Source organism: Kurthia sp. Dielmo, from assembly GCF_000307285.2.
Taxonomy (GTDB): Bacteria; Bacillota; Bacilli; order Bacillales_A; family Planococcaceae; genus Kurthia; species Kurthia populi.
Map to the genome: position 1 here is coordinate 252,860 of NZ_HE578960.1, position 20,380 is coordinate 273,239.

General features: G+C 39.0%; 23 protein-coding genes. 17 read left to right on the top strand and 6 right to left on the bottom strand.

Features of this window, described 5'->3' with window-relative positions:
* Nucleotides 1–36 precede the first annotated feature (36 nt).
* On the bottom strand, nucleotides 37–438 hold the full coding sequence (locus KTHG_RS14765; protein WP_139994670.1) for a DUF3139 domain-containing protein: 402 nt from the start codon (nucleotides 436–438) through the stop codon (nucleotides 37–39).
* Nucleotides 439–513: 75 nt separating this feature from the next.
* Here KTHG_RS14765 and KTHG_RS14770 point away from each other — a divergent pair, with 75 nt between their 5' ends.
* A complete protein-coding gene (locus KTHG_RS14770; protein ID WP_126990441.1) occupies nucleotides 514–732 on the top strand; it encodes a hypothetical protein in 219 nt (72 codons plus the stop codon).
* A 100-nt stretch (nucleotides 733–832) separates the two neighbouring features.
* Complete coding sequence (locus KTHG_RS14775; protein WP_126990440.1) at nucleotides 833–1,522, top strand: ZinT/AdcA family metal-binding protein; 690 nt, start codon at nucleotides 833–835, stop codon at nucleotides 1,520–1,522.
* Between the two features lie 127 nt (nucleotides 1,523–1,649).
* On the opposite strand, the gene KTHG_RS14780 is transcribed toward KTHG_RS14775, so the two are convergent.
* The gene (locus KTHG_RS14780) at nucleotides 1,650–2,675 is read right to left on the bottom strand and encodes an ABC transporter permease (protein WP_139994672.1); all 1,026 of its coding nucleotides are present in this window, start codon (nucleotides 2,673–2,675) and stop codon (nucleotides 1,650–1,652) included.
* Nucleotides 2,672–3,394 carry an ABC transporter ATP-binding protein gene (locus KTHG_RS14785; RefSeq protein WP_139994674.1) on the bottom strand — a complete coding sequence of 241 codons (723 nt, stop codon included), beginning with the start codon at nucleotides 3,392–3,394 and terminating at the stop codon, nucleotides 2,672–2,674. The genes KTHG_RS14780 and KTHG_RS14785 overlap by 4 nt, the downstream gene beginning before the upstream one ends.
* Before the next feature lie 116 nt (nucleotides 3,395–3,510).
* On the opposite strand from KTHG_RS14785, the gene KTHG_RS14790 reads away from it, so the two are divergent.
* The gene (locus KTHG_RS14790; RefSeq protein WP_186439632.1) at nucleotides 3,511–4,362 is read left to right on the top strand and encodes a Rossmann-like and DUF2520 domain-containing protein; all 852 of its coding nucleotides are present in this window, start codon (nucleotides 3,511–3,513) and stop codon (nucleotides 4,360–4,362) included.
* 605 nt (nucleotides 4,363–4,967) lie between these two features.
* Here the strand turns inward: KTHG_RS14790 and KTHG_RS14795 are convergent.
* The gene (locus KTHG_RS14795) at nucleotides 4,968–6,164 is read right to left on the bottom strand and encodes an MFS transporter (RefSeq protein ID WP_139994678.1); all 1,197 of its coding nucleotides are present in this window, start codon (nucleotides 6,162–6,164) and stop codon (nucleotides 4,968–4,970) included.
* Between the two features lie 219 nt (nucleotides 6,165–6,383).
* Here KTHG_RS14795 and KTHG_RS14800 point away from each other — a divergent pair, with 219 nt between their 5' ends.
* The 3 genes from KTHG_RS14800 to KTHG_RS14810 all read left to right on the top strand — a co-directional run bounded on the left by KTHG_RS14800 (nucleotide 6,384) and on the right by KTHG_RS14810 (nucleotide 10,278).
* Entirely contained in the window at nucleotides 6,384–7,379 is a 996-nt protein-coding gene (locus KTHG_RS14800; protein WP_139994680.1) for an Ldh family oxidoreductase, read from the top strand.
* Nucleotides 7,376–7,585, top strand: a complete 210-nt coding sequence (locus tag KTHG_RS14805; RefSeq protein WP_139994682.1) for a hypothetical protein — start codon at nucleotides 7,376–7,378, stop codon at nucleotides 7,583–7,585. Before KTHG_RS14800 ends, KTHG_RS14805 begins: the two co-directional genes overlap by 4 nt.
* Before the next feature lie 80 nt (nucleotides 7,586–7,665).
* The gene (locus KTHG_RS14810; RefSeq protein ID WP_139994684.1) at nucleotides 7,666–10,278 is read left to right on the top strand and encodes a hypothetical protein; all 2,613 of its coding nucleotides are present in this window, start codon (nucleotides 7,666–7,668) and stop codon (nucleotides 10,276–10,278) included.
* A gap of 352 nt (nucleotides 10,279–10,630) precedes the next feature.
* On the opposite strand, the gene KTHG_RS14815 is transcribed toward KTHG_RS14810, so the two are convergent.
* A complete protein-coding gene (locus KTHG_RS14815; protein WP_126990431.1) occupies nucleotides 10,631–11,299 on the bottom strand; it encodes a vWA domain-containing protein in 669 nt (222 codons plus the stop codon).
* A 119-nt stretch (nucleotides 11,300–11,418) separates the two neighbouring features.
* Here KTHG_RS14815 and KTHG_RS14820 point away from each other — a divergent pair, with 119 nt between their 5' ends.
* From KTHG_RS14820 to KTHG_RS14830, 3 genes are read left to right on the top strand one after another with little or no spacing between them, the layout of a single operon-like run.
* On the top strand, nucleotides 11,419–12,273 hold the full coding sequence (locus KTHG_RS14820; RefSeq protein ID WP_139994686.1) for an alpha/beta fold hydrolase: 855 nt from the start codon (nucleotides 11,419–11,421) through the stop codon (nucleotides 12,271–12,273).
* Complete coding sequence (locus tag KTHG_RS14825; RefSeq protein ID WP_139994688.1) at nucleotides 12,270–12,575, top strand: hypothetical protein; 306 nt, start codon at nucleotides 12,270–12,272, stop codon at nucleotides 12,573–12,575. Before KTHG_RS14820 ends, KTHG_RS14825 begins: the two co-directional genes overlap by 4 nt.
* Before the next feature lie 11 nt (nucleotides 12,576–12,586).
* Nucleotides 12,587–13,060 carry an NUDIX hydrolase gene (locus KTHG_RS14830; RefSeq protein ID WP_139994690.1) on the top strand — a complete coding sequence of 158 codons (474 nt, stop codon included), beginning with the start codon at nucleotides 12,587–12,589 and terminating at the stop codon, nucleotides 13,058–13,060.
* 43 nt (nucleotides 13,061–13,103) lie between these two features.
* Here the strand turns inward: KTHG_RS14830 and KTHG_RS14835 are convergent, their stop codons facing one another.
* Nucleotides 13,104–13,604, bottom strand: coding sequence for a hypothetical protein (locus KTHG_RS14835; RefSeq protein WP_139994692.1), 501 nt, complete (start codon nucleotides 13,602–13,604; stop codon nucleotides 13,104–13,106).
* Nucleotides 13,605–13,657: 53 nt separating this feature from the next.
* Between KTHG_RS14835 and KTHG_RS14840 the strand changes: the two genes are divergently transcribed.
* From KTHG_RS14840 to arsC, 8 genes are all read left to right on the top strand, one after another.
* On the top strand, nucleotides 13,658–14,131 hold the full coding sequence (locus KTHG_RS14840; protein WP_139994694.1) for a barstar family protein: 474 nt from the start codon (nucleotides 13,658–13,660) through the stop codon (nucleotides 14,129–14,131).
* A gap of 90 nt (nucleotides 14,132–14,221) precedes the next feature.
* Nucleotides 14,222–15,598, top strand: a complete 1,377-nt coding sequence (locus tag KTHG_RS14845; protein ID WP_186439633.1) for a VanZ family protein — start codon at nucleotides 14,222–14,224, stop codon at nucleotides 15,596–15,598.
* 123 nt (nucleotides 15,599–15,721) lie between these two features.
* Complete coding sequence (locus KTHG_RS14850) at nucleotides 15,722–16,114, top strand: DUF5412 domain-containing protein (RefSeq protein WP_139994698.1); 393 nt, start codon at nucleotides 15,722–15,724, stop codon at nucleotides 16,112–16,114.
* Between the two features lie 323 nt (nucleotides 16,115–16,437).
* Complete coding sequence (locus tag KTHG_RS14855; protein ID WP_186439634.1) at nucleotides 16,438–16,905, top strand: GNAT family N-acetyltransferase; 468 nt, start codon at nucleotides 16,438–16,440, stop codon at nucleotides 16,903–16,905.
* A gap of 742 nt (nucleotides 16,906–17,647) precedes the next feature.
* Complete coding sequence (locus tag KTHG_RS14860; protein WP_186439635.1) at nucleotides 17,648–18,013, top strand: DUF3139 domain-containing protein; 366 nt, start codon at nucleotides 17,648–17,650, stop codon at nucleotides 18,011–18,013.
* 168 nt (nucleotides 18,014–18,181) lie between these two features.
* Entirely contained in the window at nucleotides 18,182–18,454 is a 273-nt protein-coding gene (locus KTHG_RS14865; RefSeq protein WP_370323603.1) for an ArsR/SmtB family transcription factor, read from the top strand.
* Nucleotides 18,442–19,731, top strand: coding sequence for an arsenic transporter (locus KTHG_RS14870; RefSeq protein ID WP_139994704.1), 1,290 nt, complete (start codon nucleotides 18,442–18,444; stop codon nucleotides 19,729–19,731). Before KTHG_RS14865 ends, KTHG_RS14870 begins: the two co-directional genes overlap by 13 nt.
* A 12-nt stretch (nucleotides 19,732–19,743) precedes the next feature.
* Complete coding sequence (arsC, locus tag KTHG_RS14875; protein ID WP_139994706.1) at nucleotides 19,744–20,160, top strand: arsenate reductase (thioredoxin); 417 nt, start codon at nucleotides 19,744–19,746, stop codon at nucleotides 20,158–20,160.
* The last annotated feature ends 220 nt before the right edge of the window (nucleotides 20,161–20,380 follow it).

The following is a 20,380-nucleotide window of genomic DNA, read 5'->3' on the forward strand; positions in this document are numbered from 1 at the left end:
GATGTGTTTTGTCCCAGTCACTTTATCTCACCGCGCTTAATCGCGATTTGCGTACATTGAGACACAGCTTTTTTCTGCATGCTTTGTTTCTTTTGTAATGGTGTCTATTGCGCTATCTTTATAAAAATCTTTTTCACAAAACTGCGTAATTTCTTTATCTTTTTTAGATAAACCATAGTAATAATGCATATTAGGCTCATCTTTAAATTCAAGCGTATAAATATCACCGTAATAATCATTGTTTATAGGGAATTTTGGATTTGAGAATAAATACATTGATGTAGCCGCCTTTGATTCCCCAGCTTTTTCAAGATGCGTTGGTAATTCCTTGTCCATTTGATATTTCACATATGGATTCCCGTTGATTTCTGCGTAAACAAACCACGCAATCGCACAAATAATCACAACAGGAATACCAATCATAAACCATTTCTTCATAATAATCTCCCTTTAAATACAATATATGGTACAATTTATTATACCAGAAAAATGACAAAAAGGGAGGATTTATAAATGATTTGGATAAAAATTTGCTTATTAATCGTGCTATGGGCGATGTTGATTGGCAGTTTTATTACCCAAAACTTTACGTATATGCCGATTATTACATTATTTGTTGGCTTATTTTTCACACTTATTGCATACGATATGTACAAGCGAAAAGCGAAGCGTGCATTTTTTTACGGCATTGCCAGTGTAGTCATTATTTTATTTGCACTGTTTAGCTTTTAAACCATTCAGAGATGAGTGGTTTTTAATTTTCTTATTTACAAATCGTAATCATTACGATATATTATAAAACGTAACAATTACGATTTAAGGAGTGGAACAAATGAAAAAGTGGAGAGCAGCAACAGCAGTAGTAGCATTAGCTTTCGTACTTGCGGGGTGTGGGGAGGAAAAAACCGAGACACAGGAGCAAAAAACGGTTGCACAATCGACTGAAAAGGAAGAGACACACGCACATGATGAAAAAAGTGAAGCAGCTCAAAAAATCTATGAAGGCTATTTTGAAGATGGAGATGTACAAGACCGTCCGCTAACAAATTGGGCGAATAATTGGCAATCGGTCTATCCATATTTGCAGGATGGTACGCTAGATGAAGTGTTTGAACATAAGGCAGCGGATGGGGATAAGACCGCTACAGCCTACAAAAAATATTATAAAGTGGGTTATAAAACCGATGTCACAGCCATTGATATTACAGCGAATACAATGACATTTTATAAGGGAAAAGAGAAAGTGACGGGTACATACGAGGCGGATGGCTATGAAATTTTGACGTATGAAAAAGGAAATCGCGGCGTGCGCTATATTTTCAAGCAAGTTGATGACGCATCCACTGCACCGAAATATGTGCAATTTAGCGACCATATTATTCATGACGAAAAATCATCTCATTTCCATCTTTATTTTGGCGATGACCGCGCAAAATTATTAGAGGAAATGGACAATTGGCCGACGTATTATCCAGCTGATTTATCAGGGCATGATATTGCACATGAAATGATCGCACATTAGAAAAATGAGGCTAGGACAAAACTAGCGTTCACAACGAAAAACCGGAACCGTGCCACAGCGCGATTCCGGTTTTTCGTATATTCATAGGAAAGGCTGTCTTTACACGTATGTCAAAGCCTCTTTGTTATTATAAACGGCGGAATTTTTTCATGGCCTGCATATTAATGAGGAACAAAATAAGCACAAAGCCAAGTAGCCCTGCTAAATACATCCAGATGCCAGCGAAGCCGTCACCATAGACCATGATGCCTTTGATCGCCGCTGCGCCGTAGTAAATCGGCATAATATAGCATAAGTTGCCGAGATGATATGGAATTAAATCGAGCGGGATAAGGCCGGAGAAAAAGACCTGTGGAATAATGGTAAACGGAATAAGCTGGACGACTTGAAGCTCTGAGTGTGCAAAGACGGAAATCATCGCACCAAATGATACCGCAACAATTGCCAGTAGCACCATCGTGACAAAAATCCAGCCAATATGCCCCGCAGAGCTTAAATCGAGTACATAAACCGCGTAGAGGACGATTAATATCGCCTGCACAACCGCAAAAACACTATAGCCAAGCGTATAGCCTAAAATAACTTCACTGCGCTTAATGGGCGTCATTAATAGCCGTTCAAGTGTCCCGCCACTGCGTTCGCGTACGAGTGCCATACCGGAAATAATGAAAATAAGGAAAAACGAGAAAAGTGCTAAAAATACGTAGCCAAGCGAATCAAAAAGTGTTTGGTCTGCATCCCCGTATATATAGGAAATGTCCATTTTTGCTGCCGGATTGACGTCTGCCAGTGCATCCTGTATCGCGGTCATTGCCTTTGCGCCCTTTGTCGAGGATTCAACTAATGTAATCGACACGCTACTGTCATTCAGTTCAAACAAGGCATCCACTGCTTCATGCTTTTTCAAATAACTTTTTGGCTCGTCAAATGCCTCGCTAGGTAATTTTTTGATATGCATATGCTGCTCTTCCATCGCTGTTACGAGTGGTTCAGGCAGACTTCCTTTTTCAATGCCAACAGTCGGCTTGTAGTTGGAATCCCCTAATAAAAAATAAACGAGCGTCAAAATGAGCAGGGGAGCGACTAAAATCATCATTATACTGCGTTTATCATTGACGGTTTGCTTGATGACGCGCTTCGCTAAATCCATCATAGACGAGCACCTTCTTTTTCACTCGCCATAATAAAGAGCTCCTCTACTTTTCCAGAGGTCGTACTAGCTAACAGGGTAGGAACGGCATCATAGGCGATTAGCCGCCCGTTGTAAATGAGCGCAGCCTTGTCACATTCTGTCACCTCATCCATGACATGCGTTGAAACGATAATCGTTGTCCCCGCATGTTTTAGCTCCTGAAACTGATTCCAAATCGTACGCTTTAGCACCGGGTCAATGCCAACAGTTGGCTCATCTAAAAATAATATTTTTGGAGAATGTAAAATGCTTGCGGCGAGTGATAAGCGTTTTTTCATACCACCGGAGAAATCACGGACCATTTTTTTTCGGTGCGCGGTTAAATCAACAAGTGCCAGTACGTCATTCATCCGCGCTTCAAGTGCCGCCTTTTTCATTTGCTGAAGTCCGCCGAAAAAGCGTAAATTATCCTCAGCAGATAAATCATCATACAGCGCATCATTTTGCGGCATAAAGCCAATATTCCCTAGCATAGATAAATTAGGCATGTTGACGTCGTCGATTTTCACAGTTCCCTTGTTACCTACAATCGCACCAATCATTAGGCGAATGAGTGTCGTTTTTCCAGAGCCAGATGGACCGAGTAGACAGCAAATTTCACTCGGTGGAATTGTCATCGAAATACCTTGAATGACCGGATGCTTTCCGAACTTTTTATAAAGATTTTCAACTTGTATCATCGTAAAACCCCTTTGTTACAGCTTATGTACCCGTTCATTGGATCGAAATATCACGCATTCGTTTTACAATCTTTACGTATAGCCCGTAAACTAAGGACAGAGAAGGGAGAATGAACATGACAATTGGATTTATTGGTGCAGGAAATGTGGGGACATCGCTCGGGCGTTATTTCATCACGCAAGGGGAAGCGGTTGCAGGTTACGCAAGTCGCACATTCGAGCATGCGCAGGAAAGTGCGATGCTGACGAATACAGACGCCTTTGCCTCGACTGAGGAGCTTGTAGCGGCCTGTGATTGGCTATTTTTAACGGTGTCAGACAGTGCGATTGCCACTGTATTTCAAGAAATTGAGCCGCTGCTACGAACAGGGATGATTATTTTTCATTGCTCGGGTGCCGCATCGGCTCAAATAATGGCGACGAATGACACGCGCTCGTACGCTGTTGTGTCCTTGCATCCGATTTCAGCCTTCCCAGCAAAAACGACCGCACTTGATGCATCTGTTATTTTTACGTTAGAAGGTGACCGACAAGCTTGCGAAGATGTACAGCAAAAGATTACGTGCTGGGGGAATGAGGCGCCGATTATTGACGCACCGCAAAAGGCGCTTTACCATGCGGCCTGTGTGACATGTAGCAATCTTGTGAATGGCCTTGTGCATACGAGTCAGCAGCTTTTCAGTGAGGCAGGATTTTCCGGAGACATTGCACAGCAAGCCTTCCGTCAATTATTTTTACAAAACGCCCAAAATATTTATGATAAGGGACCAGTAGCTGCGCTAACAGGTCCTATTGAGCGCGGCGATCAGACGACAGTAGACAAGCATCTAGCGGTTATACCAAAAAAATATCAAAACACCTATCGAGTCATGTCAAAATCTGTACTAGAGGTAGCGAAATTAAAGCATCCATCACGTAACTATGAAGCACTCAGTCGTTCACTTGAAATGAATGAAAAGCCCAACTAGCGTGTTTTGGATACGACATAATTGAAAATATGCGCCATTTTCACAAATGATTATCCTTTTTAAGCATATATAGCAGGTAGTTATAAAAAAGCTGTCATTTATTGAAAAAACACATAGCGAAAAAGGGACTAAAATGGCTTGAAATCAGCTAAAATGGGTTAGAAATAAGCCTCTGACGGGTGTTTTTGAATCGCTTTTAATCGCTTAACGAAAATCGTTGAGCTGCTGGCATGACATTTATTAAAAAGGAGCTTTTGAGTGTTTCAACTGCCCATTTCTGTCCCGAAATCGACTGTTTCAGGACCAAAAAAGGACCGTTTTCAGCCACTTTTGGGGAGTGTTTTGTTAAAAACCGCGTTGTCAATGCGCAAATCATTCGCATGAAAATGGCACTTTTCTTGTATTTAGCATGATGTAATCATATTGTTACTAACACGCTAGGCCATTTTACAGTGTGCTGACGCTTATCAAAAAATAAGTCGTATCCAAAACACGCTTCCTGAGGTAATCAACGATTTCAAATCAATTATTTCAAATGAATGAATGCTAATAAGTGATAAAAATATTCCTCGCCAGTCTATAAAATAAAAATAAAACACGACATCTTACATACGATGTCGTGTTTTATTACGCATTTTTAAAGAGAGCCAGACTACAGGCAAAAAGAAAATCGCTGTCGCTGCAATGCCATGTGTAACAGATGTATAAAGGGCAATGAAGCCAATAAGAGGACCGCCTGCAATTTGACCAAGCGCATCCACTTGTCCAAACATTGACAAAGTAGTAGCGCGTCCATTTGCAGGTAGACGTGTATTAATCATCACTGCAAGTAAAGGTTCATTCGTTTCTCGTAATGCAGAAATCAACCAGTAAAATAGAACAGCTAGAGGGAAATTATCACTATAGGCAAAGCCAATTAAGCATAGTACTAACAGGCTGTTTAGTAGCCCGAACAATCGCGCATAATCCTTTTTAACATACAGTTCAATCCACTTTAATAATACGATATTGAGAATGTATGCTACGGCAAAAAGGGCACCAAACCAGTAAATCGCCTTTTCCTCATTAAGATGAAATCCCTCGATAAAATGGGCACCTGATAATCGGTCAAAGCCTTCACTCGCAAGGCCAATAAACAAGGTGATCCAAACAATTGAGCGAAGTGTAGTTTGCTGTTTGATTTGCGCCCAGCCTTCTAGTAAAGTCGATTTCATTTGAGAGAAAGGGGATACTTGCTTGATCGAAACAGGTATATAGTTTGTTTCTGGTACAATGCATAAAGAAATGATGGCAATGAGTAATAAAAAAGCACCTGCTAGGATAATCGCAAGTTGCACAGATAAAAATAGCGCTAATACGACACTCATGACAATACCTAAAAAGCTACCAATTGAACGCCACTGAGCGCCTTTTAAAAAAACACGTTCAAGCGCTTGGTTTTCTAATTCGTCTGCAATCCAAGCCTCTTCTGATCCGCTAATAAATGTCCAGCCAATACCCCATAGCATGGATGCAAGCGCAATCGCCCAAAATTCGGGGGTACTGCCTTCTAATAAATGCGCGCTACCAATTATTACAGTACCGAGTATAAATGATTTTTTACGGCCAAAAAAATCAGCAAATAGACCAGTTGGTATTTCACAAATAAAGACAGTTAATTCTAAAATGGTGCCAATTAATACGAGCTCTAATGCGTTTAATTGTGCAACGGATACATAGTAAATGGCGCTGATTGTAAAAACAATGTGAATGCTAAACGAGCGCGAGGATGTTAAAAAATAATAAATGGTTGTTAACTTCAAAAGAGACCCCTCCGATTTAGATGAGGGCGCTTTTTTCTAAGAATTGCTACCCTCCAATTGATGATCGATGTTCTGGTCGTATTGCTGCATATAATCACTCCTAAGAAAATAGTTCTCTCCACTATACAGGGAATAATTGGAAAGATAAAGCTTTATTTTGTACAACAAAGGAAGCCTACCAATATAATGGAAAATAGCTACTAGAAAGGGTGATGGAAAATGCCAAAAACAACAGTTGAAAATTTAAAACGAGCAATACAGCAAAAACTACAGCAAGCAGATGTATTAGAGGGGCATGCAGAAATTATCGCGGATGTATTAACCTTTGCGGAAACACGCGGGGTGCAGTCACATGGTGTCATTCGCCTCCCGATTTATTTACGCCGCGTGGCACAAGGACATATTAATATTCGTCCAGACATTGCGATCACCCAGCTAAATGAGGCCGTTTGTAAGGTGGATGGTGATTTTGGATTTGGGCATGTCGTGGCGAAAAAGGCAACGGATGAGGCTATTACCTTAGCGAAAAAATCAGGTATTGGACTAGCGATTGTATCCAATTCGACGCATTGCGGAGCTGTCGGCTATTATGCACATGAAGCGGCAAAAGAGGGAATGATTACGCTGCTACTAACGCAAGCGGATGCATTAGTAGCACCATTTGGCGGTCGGGATGCTTACTTAGGTGTTAATCCAATTACATATGGTGTGCCAAATGAAGAAGAGCCGATTGTGCTAGATATGTCAACGAGTAATGCAGCATTTGGGAAGGTGTTACTCGCACGCGAGCAAAATACTGAAATTCCTACGGATTGGGGCCTTGATGCAGAGGGTAATCCAACGACGAATCCACATGAGGTAAAAGCTCTGCAGCCAATTGCAGGGGCGAAGGGATCAGGACTAGCGCTGTTTGTTGATGTGGTGGCGGGGCTTTTACCAGGCGGCAATGAGACAATGTACAATGATTTATCGCAAAAGCGTCATTTAGGGCAATTTATTATTGCGATTAATCCAGCGCTCTTTATGCAACCAGAGGCTTTTGCAAAGGGTGTGCAAAATATGGTTGATGGGCTACATGAGGCAGTGCCAGCACCCGGCTTTGATAAGGTACAGCTGCCAGGAGAGCGCTCTGCTCAAAAGGCGAAAAAGGCGCAGGAAACAGGGGTTGAACTGTCGGAGAATGCGTATGACTTACTAAAGGAGCTACTAGAATGAGCTATGAACAGGATGACTTACGAGAAGCAAAGCGACAAATTGAGTCGACGCTGCATAAGCTACGTGAAACGGTCAAAACGTTAGAGGGAAAAGAGAATCCGTCGCGTTATAAATCACAGATTACGTTAGCGAAGCGCCGTATTAAAGCTTTTACAATTGCAGTAACGTTAATAGAGCAGCAATTAGAAATTGAAAAGAATGGGTAAATAAGCCCATTCTTTTTATTTTGATGAAAGATGAAAAAGGGAATGGGATAATAGCATGAAGAGAACGGAGGAGAAGCTAGATGAAGAAAAAGATAATGGCTACGACACTAGCAGCCATTGTAATGGCGAGTACTATACAGGAACCACAACTTGCAGAGGCAGCAACGTACAAACTAAAAAATGGCGTGTTAATGAATAGTGCTACAGGCAAAGCAGCCGCTGGTTATGTGCTGTATAAAGGTAGATTATATAAAAATGGCAAATTGAATAAGGGTTATGTTGTGTATAGTGGGAAGCTTTACCGTCATAGTGTGCTGAATACAGGCTATAAAATTATGGGGACAGGCAATAAAATGAGGCTGTACGACAATGCGACACTGAAAAAAGGCAATAAAACAGCGCGAGATAAGACGTTATTATTCAAAAATGGCATACTGGCAAAGGGCTATGTGCAGACAACTACGAAGGAGCGACTTTATAAAGATGGCTTTTTAGCAAAAGGGACGACGATGTACCCACAAAAAGATGTTGCGACGGCTAAAAAATTGTATTTATATCAGGACGGCTATTTGTACAAAGGGTTGAAGCGCTATCGTTATTTAAATCAGTACACGTATTTATTTAATAACGGCTACCTTGATACAAAGGATTACCGCCTACATGATGATGTATTATTCCATGAGGGACGTAAGGTGCTGAAAAAGATGCTGTATCAGGGGAATTACTATGAGCGCGGCATACTCGCAACGGGTTATTATAAAGATCTATTTTATATTAAAGGGATTCTTGCAAATGGGATGTATAATGGTGATGAATATCAGGACGGCAAACTACAGTTTACAGTCGATAGTATAGAGGCCATTGACCGTACCATTTTACGTGTGAAAGGGAAGGGCTTAACAGGTCTGCGCAAAGACGATGTAAAAGTAGATGGCACTGCATCAGTTGGGCTATCGTATCCAGAGGACCGCGTAATGGAGGTTGATTTGGAAATGCCATTACCGCTGAATACACCGACTACCGTACGTATTGGGGACCAGATGTTTACGGTGAGCTATATAGCGGATATCCAACGCTTTGGTCTATGGGAAGATACTTTTGCTGAAAATGAGCCTGTGACGCTACAGTTTAATATAGAAAATACAATGCAAACAGTGGATATGTTAAAGCTACAAGGCTATGAGGTTACATTCGAGGCAGATGAGGCGATTTTTGAAGAGGGTACAACGTCTACAACAGGGAAATTACGTGGCGGTACTGGGACATCTTCTGTTAAAATTACGCTGAAAAATGCGGATAAAACGTATGAAAAAACGATACCGGTAACGTTCACTAAGCTTCAAGCAACAGAGGAGCAGGAGCCTTATACACTATCTGTGAAGCGTAAAGAGGGCTATAGTGCAATTCAAAGTAATACATTAGTGATTGGTGAGCAAGGTTATATTTCCTCAGCTGCTTTTGGTGGAGGCCCGGGTCGTATTGATGGTTTTGGACTAGCGCTGACATCCTCAAATCCAGCTGTCGCGGCCATTGAGCAAAAGCCTGTAAAAGAAGGGCGTCTACCAACGGACCAAATTATTGCTAAAAAAGCAGGTAAGACAACCATTACGATTGCAACAAAAGGCTATAAGCAAGAGTTTGAGCTTACGGTTGTAAATGATGAGCGTAAGCTGACGACTGTGGACGCACCGAGTAAATACGAAGCGGTTGTTGGGAATGCGAATAAAGAAAAAATTCCGGTGACATTACTAGACCAATATGGTGATTTTATGGAGCTAGAAACGCCAATTCGCGTCGTCTACCCAGCGATTGTTGGGATGCCGGATGAAGGGAAGCTATATAATAGCTACGCACCATTAGAGTTTAATGTGAAGCAAGCGGGGCAAGTCGGTGATATTTTGTATAAAGATGACGAGGGTAAAATTCTAGCAAAAACGACGGTAACGACGGAAGGACTTGCGACGAAGGAGCATCTTGTATTAGATCGTAAATCCGAAGAAACCCGGCATCATGTACAAATGTCGGCATTAACGCGCTTTGCTTTTGAGGATGCACGCGGGAAATATGCAGGTGGCGCGACTGTTGCGGATTTAAAAGGTTATCGTATTCAATATAATCCGGGAATGGTTATGATTAATGGGGTGAGTACGGGCGAATATGTTTTCACTGGAAATGAAGCGACACCAGATGTATCAATTGGTGGTAGACATGAGGGACATACAACGCTGAATTTTTATAATCCACAAGGCGAAAAGGTGCTAACGACAACGTGGTATTTCTATGACGATCAGCCATCCATTATTCAGCTAACTACGCACGATATTGCGACGTTGAGAGCTCCGACGACGCTTGGCTTCCGTGATGTTCTTTATACGAGAGAAGAAGCTGGTAAGGATGACATCGTCGAAAAAATCACCTTATCGAGAGACAATGATTATCCTGTACGTAGTGCGAGCGAACGAAGAAGCTGGGTAGGGCAATACGACGAAGTAGATTCGCCTTATGTTAACTATGGCGATTTGTATGTTGATTATGACAATGATGGACAATTTTCACCGTCAGACGAGCGTATAGCAGATCTTACAACAGAGGACGAAAAGAACTATGCGACGACTGGACGGATTGTAACGGAAAAAGGTCAAATTAAAATCAAGTATGGAAAAATCGTTTCAAAAGTAATTGATGTAGAATAAAAATAAGATTGTCCCTGAATTTTCTTATATGAGCATTCAGGGGCTCTTTTTTGTTAGGAAAGGCTTTATACTAATCTATTTTTGCGATAAGGGACTTTCGTTGTTTTAATTTTTTTATTTAAATTAATAAAAAAATATTAAAATATGTTTAGAATAATCAGAAAACTGGTATAAAAGGTAATGTAAAGAATGGAAAGGAGGGGTTACGATGGATTTAATTTCAGGATTATTAGCAACGATTTTAGGAATCTTAGGTAAATTATTAGGTGGTTTATAAGAAGTAATGAATAATAGGTGTGGAATTCAAAAAAAGTAGGCATTGCGTTTGAGCGCAGTGCCTACTTTTTTTAGCTTATGAAAGAATGTTTTTTTCCTTCGCCTCTTTTAACCACATTGGGAATTCATCAAGTAGCTGGTCATACAATTCCTCATCACTTACCGCTTCCATTGCCTGTAGGTGGAAGAAGTTCGCATTATCCACAACGCGGCCCTCCATCGTATCGAGCTTTTGAAGTGTATCAAAGTTGCCATTGCCAATACCGATAAACTGCCAAAAAATTGGCTTGTCTGAAGAGGACATAATGAATTTTTTAATGCCCGCTTTGCAGCCACCATCATTTAAAAAAACGATAAAGGCCGGTGTATCCTCAGGTTCTTCTTTTAAATATTTTGTCATAACATCCTTCATTACTTGCGGCTCATCATTACGTCCAAATTTATGAACATTGTCATTCGTGAGTACAGCCTTGTCGATATAGCCAGAGAGCTCATTTTCTGTGACAGCTGGTAGACGAGAAAATTCATTATCGTAAATCCATACATCCATCGCCCCGTCATCGTCAAATTGACTAGCGACCGCAAGCACGCGCTCAACCGCCTCCTGTACGACACCTTCCTTATACAATTTACGCATAGAGCCTGAAATGTCTAAAACAAGACCTACGCGTGCCGTTACGCCAGTAAGCTTTTTCTTTTCTAAAACAATTTTTGCAGTTTGCTTCTTTAATGAAATTGATGACATGTTAAAACTCCCTTCTCATGTGATACTAGCTTATTTCTACATGCAGACATAATGTTCCTTTAAAATGTATGATATAATGACAATATATTCCATAAATATACCGATGAGGAGGAACTACTATGTGGCAACAGCAGATAATTGAAACAAATCGAGGTATGTTTGAGGTATTTGTGGCAGGTGAGGGTGAGCCACTATGTGTAACACATTTATATAGTGAATTTAATGAAAAAGGAAATCTTTTTGCGAATCAATTTGTAGCAACGCATCGCGTGTATTTAGTGAATTTACGAGGCTGTGGACAATCGACGGATGATACAGCCATTGCTTCTTATAGTATGGCGGATAGTGTGCGCGACTTAGAGGCAATTCGTGAGGCACTGGGTCTAGCAAAATGGGCGTTTGCTGGACATTCAACCGGTGGGATGCTGGCGCTCGTTTATGCGATACAAGCATCTAGCTCACTGTCGTTTATCGTGGCAGGTGGTCTTTGTGCCTCAAATGACTATATGAAAAATCCAGCAAGTATTTACTGTAAGGACAATCTACATAATGCGCGCCTTCGTGAAATTTTGGCGATGCTCGTCGCAAACCCCGCTTCCACAGCTGAAGAACGTCAGGCCGGCTCAAAGGAATGGTCACTTATGTCGCTGTATGAGGCGAGCAGCTATGACAAGCTGATTAGTCGTCCAAATAGCGGTAAAACGGTATCGAAAAGATTGGATTATTTCTCATATGAAGAGCTGCCAACCTTTGATGTACGCCCGCAGCTAGGGGATGTCACGATTCCAGCCTTTATTTACGGTGGGAAATACGATGCACAATGTCCGTATGAATATGCAGTCGAAGCGGCGGCGCTACTTGGCAACGCAACACTTACGACCTTTTCAAGAAGCAATCATTTCCCATTTGTTGAGGAAGAACAGGCATTTGAGCAGTTTGTCGAAAAAATGATACAGCAGAAGGTGAACCGTTGATGAAGCAGGTGGGTTGGGGTACACTGTCACCCCTTTTTGTCCTCGTTGGCCTCATCTTATCCATTTCAGTCGGTACTCATGAGGCATACGGAGACAAAATCATTCGTATGTTAGGGCTAGATGCCTGGTCAAATGGGGATGATGGCGTTCATTATACACTGTATTACTTATTTATTTTTTACATACCAGCACTTATATTAGGATTGAAATTTAACGAACATTTTGGCGCCACACTTGGTAAAAATCTATCGTTATGCATCATTGTTATCTTATCCGTAACGATTTTACTCGTTGTCACTTAGGAGGAATAAAAATGCACGTAAAATGGGGAGAATCCATTGTAAAGCTAACCTGGCAAAAACGTACGACACTGCCACCTTTATCGCTTATTACAAGTGTTCATGGCTTTTGCTTTTATGAAGATAAGCTATTGCTTGTAGATTTAAATGCGCGCGGCTGGGATTTTCCAGGTGGACATATCGAAAACGGCGAGACAGCAGAAGCATGCTTTAAACGAGAAGCCTTTGAGGAGGCCTATGTCGAGGGTGACTGCACACTGCTAGGTGCGATTACTGTTGATCATCATGATAACCCTGCCTGGACAGAACATAGCCCCTATCCGAAAGTCGGCTATCAAGTATTTTACAAAATGAAGATTATAAATTTCTTACCTTTTGAAGGGCAGTTTGAATCATCACAGCGCAAGCTCATTCATCGAGCAGATGTTTCACTGTATTATTCAGGATGGAATGAGGTTTACGAGGCGATAATGGATAGTATAGAGTAAAACAGAGACAAACGTTTTTAGCGTTTGTCTCTTTTTAGATGGCTCAATCCTCCGTAATACGTGGAAGAGTTGAAAATGGATGCGTCGTAAAGTTAGCGATAAAATCCCAGCACTGTCCGTCTAATTGAATCATTAAAAAGAATTTTTTTTGACAAGTCACATCAAAGGTAAATTCATATTTCGTCATGTCATGCGTAAGCGGGATGTGCTGCTCTGAAGTGATGACGATATTTTCGCCATTCTCCGCATCACGAGCCACACGACGATAAGCTTCCTTTAACTGTACCTCATTCGAAATTTGTCTTATTGTATAATAGTCGCCGCTCGCGATTTTCTGCGTATCCTTTGGCTCACTCGAGAGATTTGATAATGGAAATACAGATAGGTTTTTCAAAAAAGATAAACTCGTTTCTACTATTGTCGGATGATGGAATGAATCCAGATTAGGCTCACAGCAAAAATGTTCTAGTGGCATGTCTGTATTGTTTTTTAAGAAATAATGTTCTTTTTCACCAGTTAATAAATGATTTAAGATATAATTCATTGGTACTTACCTCACTTTCGTATATAGTTCGTAAAAATAGATAGGAGCATGACATGGATACACAATTTCACTCGTTAGAAGGACCATTTATCCACTTTACAATAAATAATGAATTATTTCAGCAGCACTATGACCAGCTGGTTAAAACTGCCAAAAGCGATTTATTCCATACAATGATTGATGGGAAAGACTGCTTGAGCACAAAGGCGTTATTTAAAATATTTTCTAAGAAGCTCGCGTTTCCAGATTATTTCGGGAAGAACTGGGATGCATTTAATGAATGTATAAATGACTTAGAATGGCTTGATTACAGCCAATATGTGGTATTTTTCAAAAATTTCGAACAGACATTAACTAAAAATAACGATGAATTGGCTATCTTTTTAAATATTATCGAGGAAGCCATTCAAGAGTGGGCAGAGGGCGTTGATCGCCTGCAAAAGCCATTTCATCTTGTGATACAAGCCAATGAAGATTTAGTAGGGAAGTTGAGTAATCACTTGAAAGCTACAGTAACGGTATTTTAAGAAAGCGATAAGCGCATTGAAATGTGTTTATTGCTTTTTTATTGGAACTTTTTGTCATTAATGGGCGTTAGCATTTAGGGAGGGATGACATTGAGGTTAGAAGAAATTATGCACATGCTGCAGCGCAATTTATTGTTTGCGGTAATTGTGACCGCTATTATAGGTTTGATATCGTTTCTATTTTACCGGTTTATTTATGTGAGAAAATGTGCTGGTGATAGGCGGTGGAATGAAAAGCAGCTGATTGGCTATATGTTATTTGTCGTATATATCGTATGTGTATGCGCACTAACGCTGTTAAATCGTGGTGTACATTATGAGGGTAGCGTCAATTTAGCATTGTTTAGCTCTTACCGGGAAGCATGGTATGAGTTTAGTTTACGCGACTGGCAATATATTTATTTTAATATTGCGATGTTCGTGCCGTTTGGCATATTTTTACCACTATTATTTAAACGATTTTCCGCATTAAGATGGACATTACTTGCTACACTATTATTTACCGCATTCATTGAAATTTTACAATACATAACTGGTGTAGGAATTTTTGAGTTAGACGATTTATTTAATAACCTTTTAGGTGCACTGATTGGTTTTGGCTTAGTAAAAGCCGTTACGTTGAAAGAGCTTAGATTACGAATGCTATCACTGATGCCCTTATTATTAGTCATTGGCTTATCGATTGCGCTATTTACATATTATGAGCAGAAAGAGTTTGGGAATTTAGCGATTGTTCCAGTTAACAAAGTGAAGATGGACAATGTGCAGGTAACAGCAGAACGAGCATTTACGGACAAGCATCCAGTAAAGCAGCTTTACAAGGCACCAAGCTTAACAAAGGATGAAGCGGCACAAAAAGCAGATGAGCTATTCAAGAATTTGAATGTAGATACCTCTGAGATCGAGGTGATTGATTATCAAAATGAAGCAAATTATCGCTATAACGGTGAGCCAAGCTATTTTATTTGGCTGCATTATTTAGATGGCTCCTATGAAATTACGGATTTTTCAAGCTTTGATGTCAAATTTGCAGATACAAATAAACAAGCATTACTCGCCAAACTGCAAAAAATGGGCATTACCGTTCCTAAACAAGCTCAATTTAAACGAAAAAAATTGGGGCATTATATATGGGAAATCAAGCAAGTTGAACAGGAGAATCACTTATTTGATGGTACGCTAGAAGTAGAATATTATCAGGATAACACAATAAAAAATGTCGTAAATAACATCGTTACTTATGAAAAGGTTAAAGAAATAAAGCTGAAAAGTGAACAGCAAGCCTATCAAGAATTACTAGCTGGTAAATTTACTGTAGCTGAAAAAAATATTCATGAAATTAACATTCAGCAAGTAAAACTGACCTATGAATTAGATTCAAAAGGATTCTACCAGCCGGTTTATGCATTTATTAGCACAATTGATGGTGAAAAGAATATTATTTATATTCCAGGCATAGATGCTTAAAATGAACGCGTAGCTACATCGACTAGCTATGCGTTTTTTTAAAAGAAGCAGGAGGGAACGAAGTCAGCTTAAAACAGTCTATATGAAAGTAACTTCATCTTTTATATAAGGGAGGCATTTTATATGACGGATAGAATAGCTAAGAAAAGTAGGAAACGAAAAAAAATAATAAAAATCTCAGCACTTATCGGTGTCTTATTGATAGGAATGATTGGATATGGCATGTACTGGGCTTTTTTTGATATGAATCGGTTACCGGTAGGCGAGTATGTGACAGAAAAAACGTCTCCAGATGGCACCTATACAATCAAAGCTTACCGAACGAATGCGGGTGCGACGACTTCCTATTCGATAAGAGGAGAGCTGACTTTTAATAACAGTACGCAAAAAACAAAAAATATTTACTGGAATAATCGTGAAGATACCGCCAAAATCAACTGGCTTAGCAATGATAAGGTCGTAATAAATGGTCATACACTCGAAGTGCCGAATGAAAAATATGATTTTCGACAATAGGCTCTGACTATATGTATCATACAAATTGTAAGCGATAATTGTTGGCAACCGACGAAAGATGGAAGCGATATATTCATACATTATATTTAATGCGATTTTGAGTATGGTATTTTTTTCTATACTTATGCCACCGGTTTCATCAATTATAGGGATCTTCATAAATAATGTATGACGACATGTAACACTCAAAAAGCTTCGAAAAGTTGGTTACTCAACATTTCGGAGTTTTTTTTTATATTCCTTTTAGTATACTAAAAGGAATATTTTGGTTAGAATTATAATGGCGTGTAATGAAAAATACTTATTTGGAGTTGATTGTCGACATGAAACGATTAATACCAATGACTGAAGCAGATTATGACTTATACATAGAAGATAAAATAAAAAGATATGCGCATACACTTGAAGAAAATACGTTTGAAGTTATAAATGACTCCGCATTTTTACGAGCACAACAGGCAATTAGCGGCTATTTACCACATGGATTTAATACAAAAAATCATGAATTTTACCATATTATAGAAAATGGTAAAGTCGCTGGCTATGTATGGTTAAAAGTAGTGAACGAAAATAAAAGTGCATTTTTATACGAAATCTATCTTAATGAAGATATCCGTTCAAAAGGCCTCGGTAAAGAAATGATGACTGAATTGGAATCTCTTTTGATAAGTCGAGAAATTCTATTCTTTAAGCTACATGTCTTCGGAAGCAATGAACAAGCAATCCGGTTATATCATCATTTGGGTTTTCAGATTGCCGGAATCAATATGTATAAGCACCTAAGTCAATAACAGGCGTTTGTAGTGGGAATACTATAGTTTGGGGAGTTGTTTTAAAAGAAGTTTCTCGATTTTGCTGATAATACTTTTTTGAAATACTACTTGAATGATTCTGGCTGGAAGTTTAAATAATTGATGGATTTAAAGATGTTTTGTCAGTAACGGTGATAAATAGTTTACAAAATCAGATAACCCTAGCCGATTCAAGGGAGAACGTTGAAGAATTTTAAAATTACAAAACGTAGCAATGTCACATGAAAACATTTTTAAAATAATAATTTGTTGTTTATTTTGAATAATGATACAATTTTAATATCAAAGGTAGTAGAGGTGTATGAATGTTTTTCATGTTTATTGCAATTTTTATCATATTCATTGTTATTCAACTTTTAGCAAAATCTAAAAAGGTTTTTATGTTCTTCCCAATCTTTTTTTTAGTAGCGGTTATTGCCGCATTAATATTTAATTTTGAATTAGGTACTATAATCGAGCCTTATATTGTATTTTTAATCATTCTTTGGGTTATAGCCGTGTATAAATTATTTAAAAAAAGCTAATTAAATGTATAAAGCGATTTGAAGCATGTGTGTTATTAACTAACATTCATGCTTTTTTTCATGAAATCGTATAAAAAGGTCTGGAGGAAATCTACTAATGTTTTTATAAATGCTTTTTTGTATCATATCGCTTCAATGTAAAATGTATCATTTATTTGTTATAATGGGATAAATAGTAAATTTTGGGTGGGGTTCTCTTGAAGAAAAAAACGATTTTTATAGTAAGTGCAGTGTTATTAATTATAGCTAGTATCAGTGTATTTAGTATTGTACAAAACCAGAAGAAAGCAGAAGCAAAAGAAATTGTTGAACAATCCATTGAGAATTATTTGTATAAGGAAAAAAAGTATAGTAACGATGATATTGCGGATGTGAAATTATTGTACAGTGGAAAAATGGATGAAAAAGGGGACTATTATAAATACACAGCCTCTGTTTACTACAAAGATGAGCCTGATAATGAATACCTTTATTACATTCGTAAAAAAGATCATAAAGCAGATTTCATCTCAATCGGCGATGAAGGAGATATTCAACCTTCTCATGAAAAAATCGACGAATAAATCGATTATAAAATTCAGTAGCTAAGACGACTATCGTTTTAGCTTTTTTTAAATTTTCTATATAAGCATTTACTTATGTAAAAACGAGTGCTATATTAAATAAGCAAATACTTATATATAGGAATGGAGGAAGCTTTGTTGAATGAATTGGAGCAAGTATTAAAAGCAATGGCGGATAAAAATCGTTTAACTTTACTAGCTTGTATGAAAAACGGCGAAGTGTGTGTCTGTGATTTTGTCGATGTATTGAAAATTTCACAGCCAGCAGTTAGTCAGCAGCTTAAAAAGCTAAAAGATGCAGGGATTATTAAAGAGCGGAAAGATGGTACGTGGAAATATTATCGTATAGCAGAAGAGATATCACCGGTTGTAAGAGCCGTTATTGATACACTTGAAGCAGACAATACGTGTCATTGTGGTGGCAATTCATGTTCTTGTTAGCGAGTCTTTTATTTATCATTACCTTACTTTTTGTTATTTGGCAGCCGCGTGGATTAAATATTGGCTGGTCGGCAATGGCTGGAGCAGTAATTGCGTTGTTACTAGGCATTGTTGATTTTTCGGATGTAGGAACGGTTATTGGTATTACATGGAATGCTACTTTATCCTTTATTGCAATCATTTTGATTTCCTTAATTTTAGATGAAATTGGCCTGTTTGAATGGGCGTCATTACATATGGCACGTATCGCAAAAGGAAATGGCCTCAAAATGTTCATCTATATTAGCTTATTAGGTGCAGGGGTTGCAGCTTTATTTGCGAATGATGGAGCGGCCTTAATTTTGACGCCGATTGTCCTAGCGATGGTACGGAATCTTAAATTTAGTGAAAAAATGATTTTCCCATTTATTATGGCGAGTGGGTTTATCGCAGATACAACGAGCTTACCGTTTATCGTAAGTAATTTAGTAAATATTGTTTCCGCTGATTTCTTTAGCATCGGCTTTGTAGAATATGCTTCGCGAATGATTATTCCGAATCTATTTTCTTTAGCCGCGACAATTATTGTCCTTATGCTGTATTTTAGAAAAACTATTCCGAAAACCTTTGATGAAACGATGCTAAGAGAGCCGAAGCTAGCGATTAAGGATAGAAAGCTATTTCATATTTCATGGGGGATTTTAGCGATTTTAGTCGTTGGTTATTTCACAAGTGAATGGCTTCAGGTGCCCGTGTCTCTGATTGCGGGTCTTATTGCGATTTTCTTTTTAATTATGGCAAGACAAAGCAAGGTTGTAAATACGAAGGCGGTTATAAAAGGGGCTCCTTGGAACATCGTTTTCTTCTCGATCGGTATGTATGTCGTCGTATATGGCTTAGGAAATGCAGGGTTAACAATTCAACTGGCGCATGTTATTGAATGGACAGCTGAACAAGGGTTATTGATTGCTACAGTAGGTATGGGCTTTATTGCGGCCTTTCTGTCATCGATTATGAATAATATGCCAACTGTTATGATTAATGCATTGGCCATTGCGGAAACAGCAACAGATGGCACAGTGCGAGAAGCATTAATTTATGCGAATATTATCGGCTCAGATTTAGGACCGAAAATTACCCCAATTGGATCGCTGGCTACTTTAGTTTGGCTTTATGTGCTTTCAACGAAGGGTATCAAAATCTCCTGGGGGACTTATTTTAAAACAGGGATTTTACTAACGGTGCCGATTTTACTCGTGACATTACTTGGACTATATTTAACATTACAAATTTTTTAGGAGCGTGTAGAAGTGAATAAAAAAACAATCTACTTTTTATGTACAGGGAACTCATGTCGTTCTCAAATGGCGGAAGGCTTCGCAAAAAAATATTTGTCATCTTGGCAAGTCGAGAGTGCGGGCATTGAGGCACATGGATTAAATCCGAATGCAGTGAAAGTAATGGCTGAGGTTGGTATTGATATTTCGAACCAAACATCGAATGTGATTGATTCGAACAAGTTGAATCAGGCGACTCTTGTTGTGACATTATGCAGCGATGCGGCAGATAAATGCCCTGTAATACCATCGCATGTAAAACGTGCACATTGGGGATTTGATGATCCAGCAAAAGCACAGGGAACAGAAGCGGAAAAATGGCTTGTTTTTCAACAAGTTCGCGATGCTATTGAAGCAAAAATTCAAGCATTTGCATCAGAAAATAACTAATACGTATTCAAACGCGTGGTGCTAAAAATAAATAAGCATATCCATGCGTTAAGAAATGGGGAAGTAAGATGGAATTACCAATTTTAAATAATCAAGCGTGCTGTACACCTGGCACGAGTTGCTGTGAAATGAAATACCCTGTAGCAATTCTAGGGGCGGGCCCTATTGGTTTAGCTGCAGCAGCGCATTTACAGACATATAATGTACCGTTCATTCTATT

What these genes read in the sequence shown, in the direction of transcription:
- KTHG_RS14865 (WP_370323603.1), top strand. Translation starts at nt 18,182, where the DNA reads ATGGCGGATAAAAATCGTTTAACTTTACTAGCTTGTATGAAAAACGGC.
- KTHG_RS14815 (WP_126990431.1), bottom strand. Translation starts at nt 11,299, where the DNA reads ATGTCATCAATTTCATTAAAGAAGCAAACTGCAAAAATTGTTTTAGAA.
- KTHG_RS14805 (WP_139994682.1), top strand. Translation starts at nt 7,376, where the DNA reads ATGAGCTATGAACAGGATGACTTACGAGAAGCAAAGCGACAAATTGAG.
- KTHG_RS14835 (WP_139994692.1), bottom strand. Translation starts at nt 13,604, where the DNA reads ATGAATTATATCTTAAATCATTTATTAACTGGTGAAAAAGAACATTAT.
- KTHG_RS14785 (WP_139994674.1), bottom strand. Translation starts at nt 3,394, where the DNA reads ATGATACAAGTTGAAAATCTTTATAAAAAGTTCGGAAAGCATCCGGTC.
- KTHG_RS14855 (WP_186439634.1), top strand. Translation starts at nt 16,438, where the DNA reads ATGAAACGATTAATACCAATGACTGAAGCAGATTATGACTTATACATA.
- KTHG_RS14830 (WP_139994690.1), top strand. Translation starts at nt 12,587, where the DNA reads ATGCACGTAAAATGGGGAGAATCCATTGTAAAGCTAACCTGGCAAAAA.
- KTHG_RS14800 (WP_139994680.1), top strand. Translation starts at nt 6,384, where the DNA reads ATGCCAAAAACAACAGTTGAAAATTTAAAACGAGCAATACAGCAAAAA.
- KTHG_RS14770 (WP_126990441.1), top strand. Translation starts at nt 514, where the DNA reads ATGATTTGGATAAAAATTTGCTTATTAATCGTGCTATGGGCGATGTTG.
- KTHG_RS14775 (WP_126990440.1), top strand. Translation starts at nt 833, where the DNA reads ATGAAAAAGTGGAGAGCAGCAACAGCAGTAGTAGCATTAGCTTTCGTA.
- KTHG_RS14820 (WP_139994686.1), top strand. Translation starts at nt 11,419, where the DNA reads ATGTGGCAACAGCAGATAATTGAAACAAATCGAGGTATGTTTGAGGTA.
- KTHG_RS14790 (WP_186439632.1), top strand. Translation starts at nt 3,511, where the DNA reads ATGACAATTGGATTTATTGGTGCAGGAAATGTGGGGACATCGCTCGGG.
- KTHG_RS14780 (WP_139994672.1), bottom strand. Translation starts at nt 2,675, where the DNA reads ATGATGGATTTAGCGAAGCGCGTCATCAAGCAAACCGTCAATGATAAA.
- KTHG_RS14850 (WP_139994698.1), top strand. Translation starts at nt 15,722, where the DNA reads ATGACGGATAGAATAGCTAAGAAAAGTAGGAAACGAAAAAAAATAATA.
- KTHG_RS14810 (WP_139994684.1), top strand. Translation starts at nt 7,666, where the DNA reads ATGAAGAAAAAGATAATGGCTACGACACTAGCAGCCATTGTAATGGCG.
- KTHG_RS14870 (WP_139994704.1), top strand. Translation starts at nt 18,442, where the DNA reads ATGTTCTTGTTAGCGAGTCTTTTATTTATCATTACCTTACTTTTTGTT.
- KTHG_RS14765 (WP_139994670.1), bottom strand. Translation starts at nt 438, where the DNA reads ATGAAGAAATGGTTTATGATTGGTATTCCTGTTGTGATTATTTGTGCG.
- KTHG_RS14840 (WP_139994694.1), top strand. Translation starts at nt 13,658, where the DNA reads ATGGATACACAATTTCACTCGTTAGAAGGACCATTTATCCACTTTACA.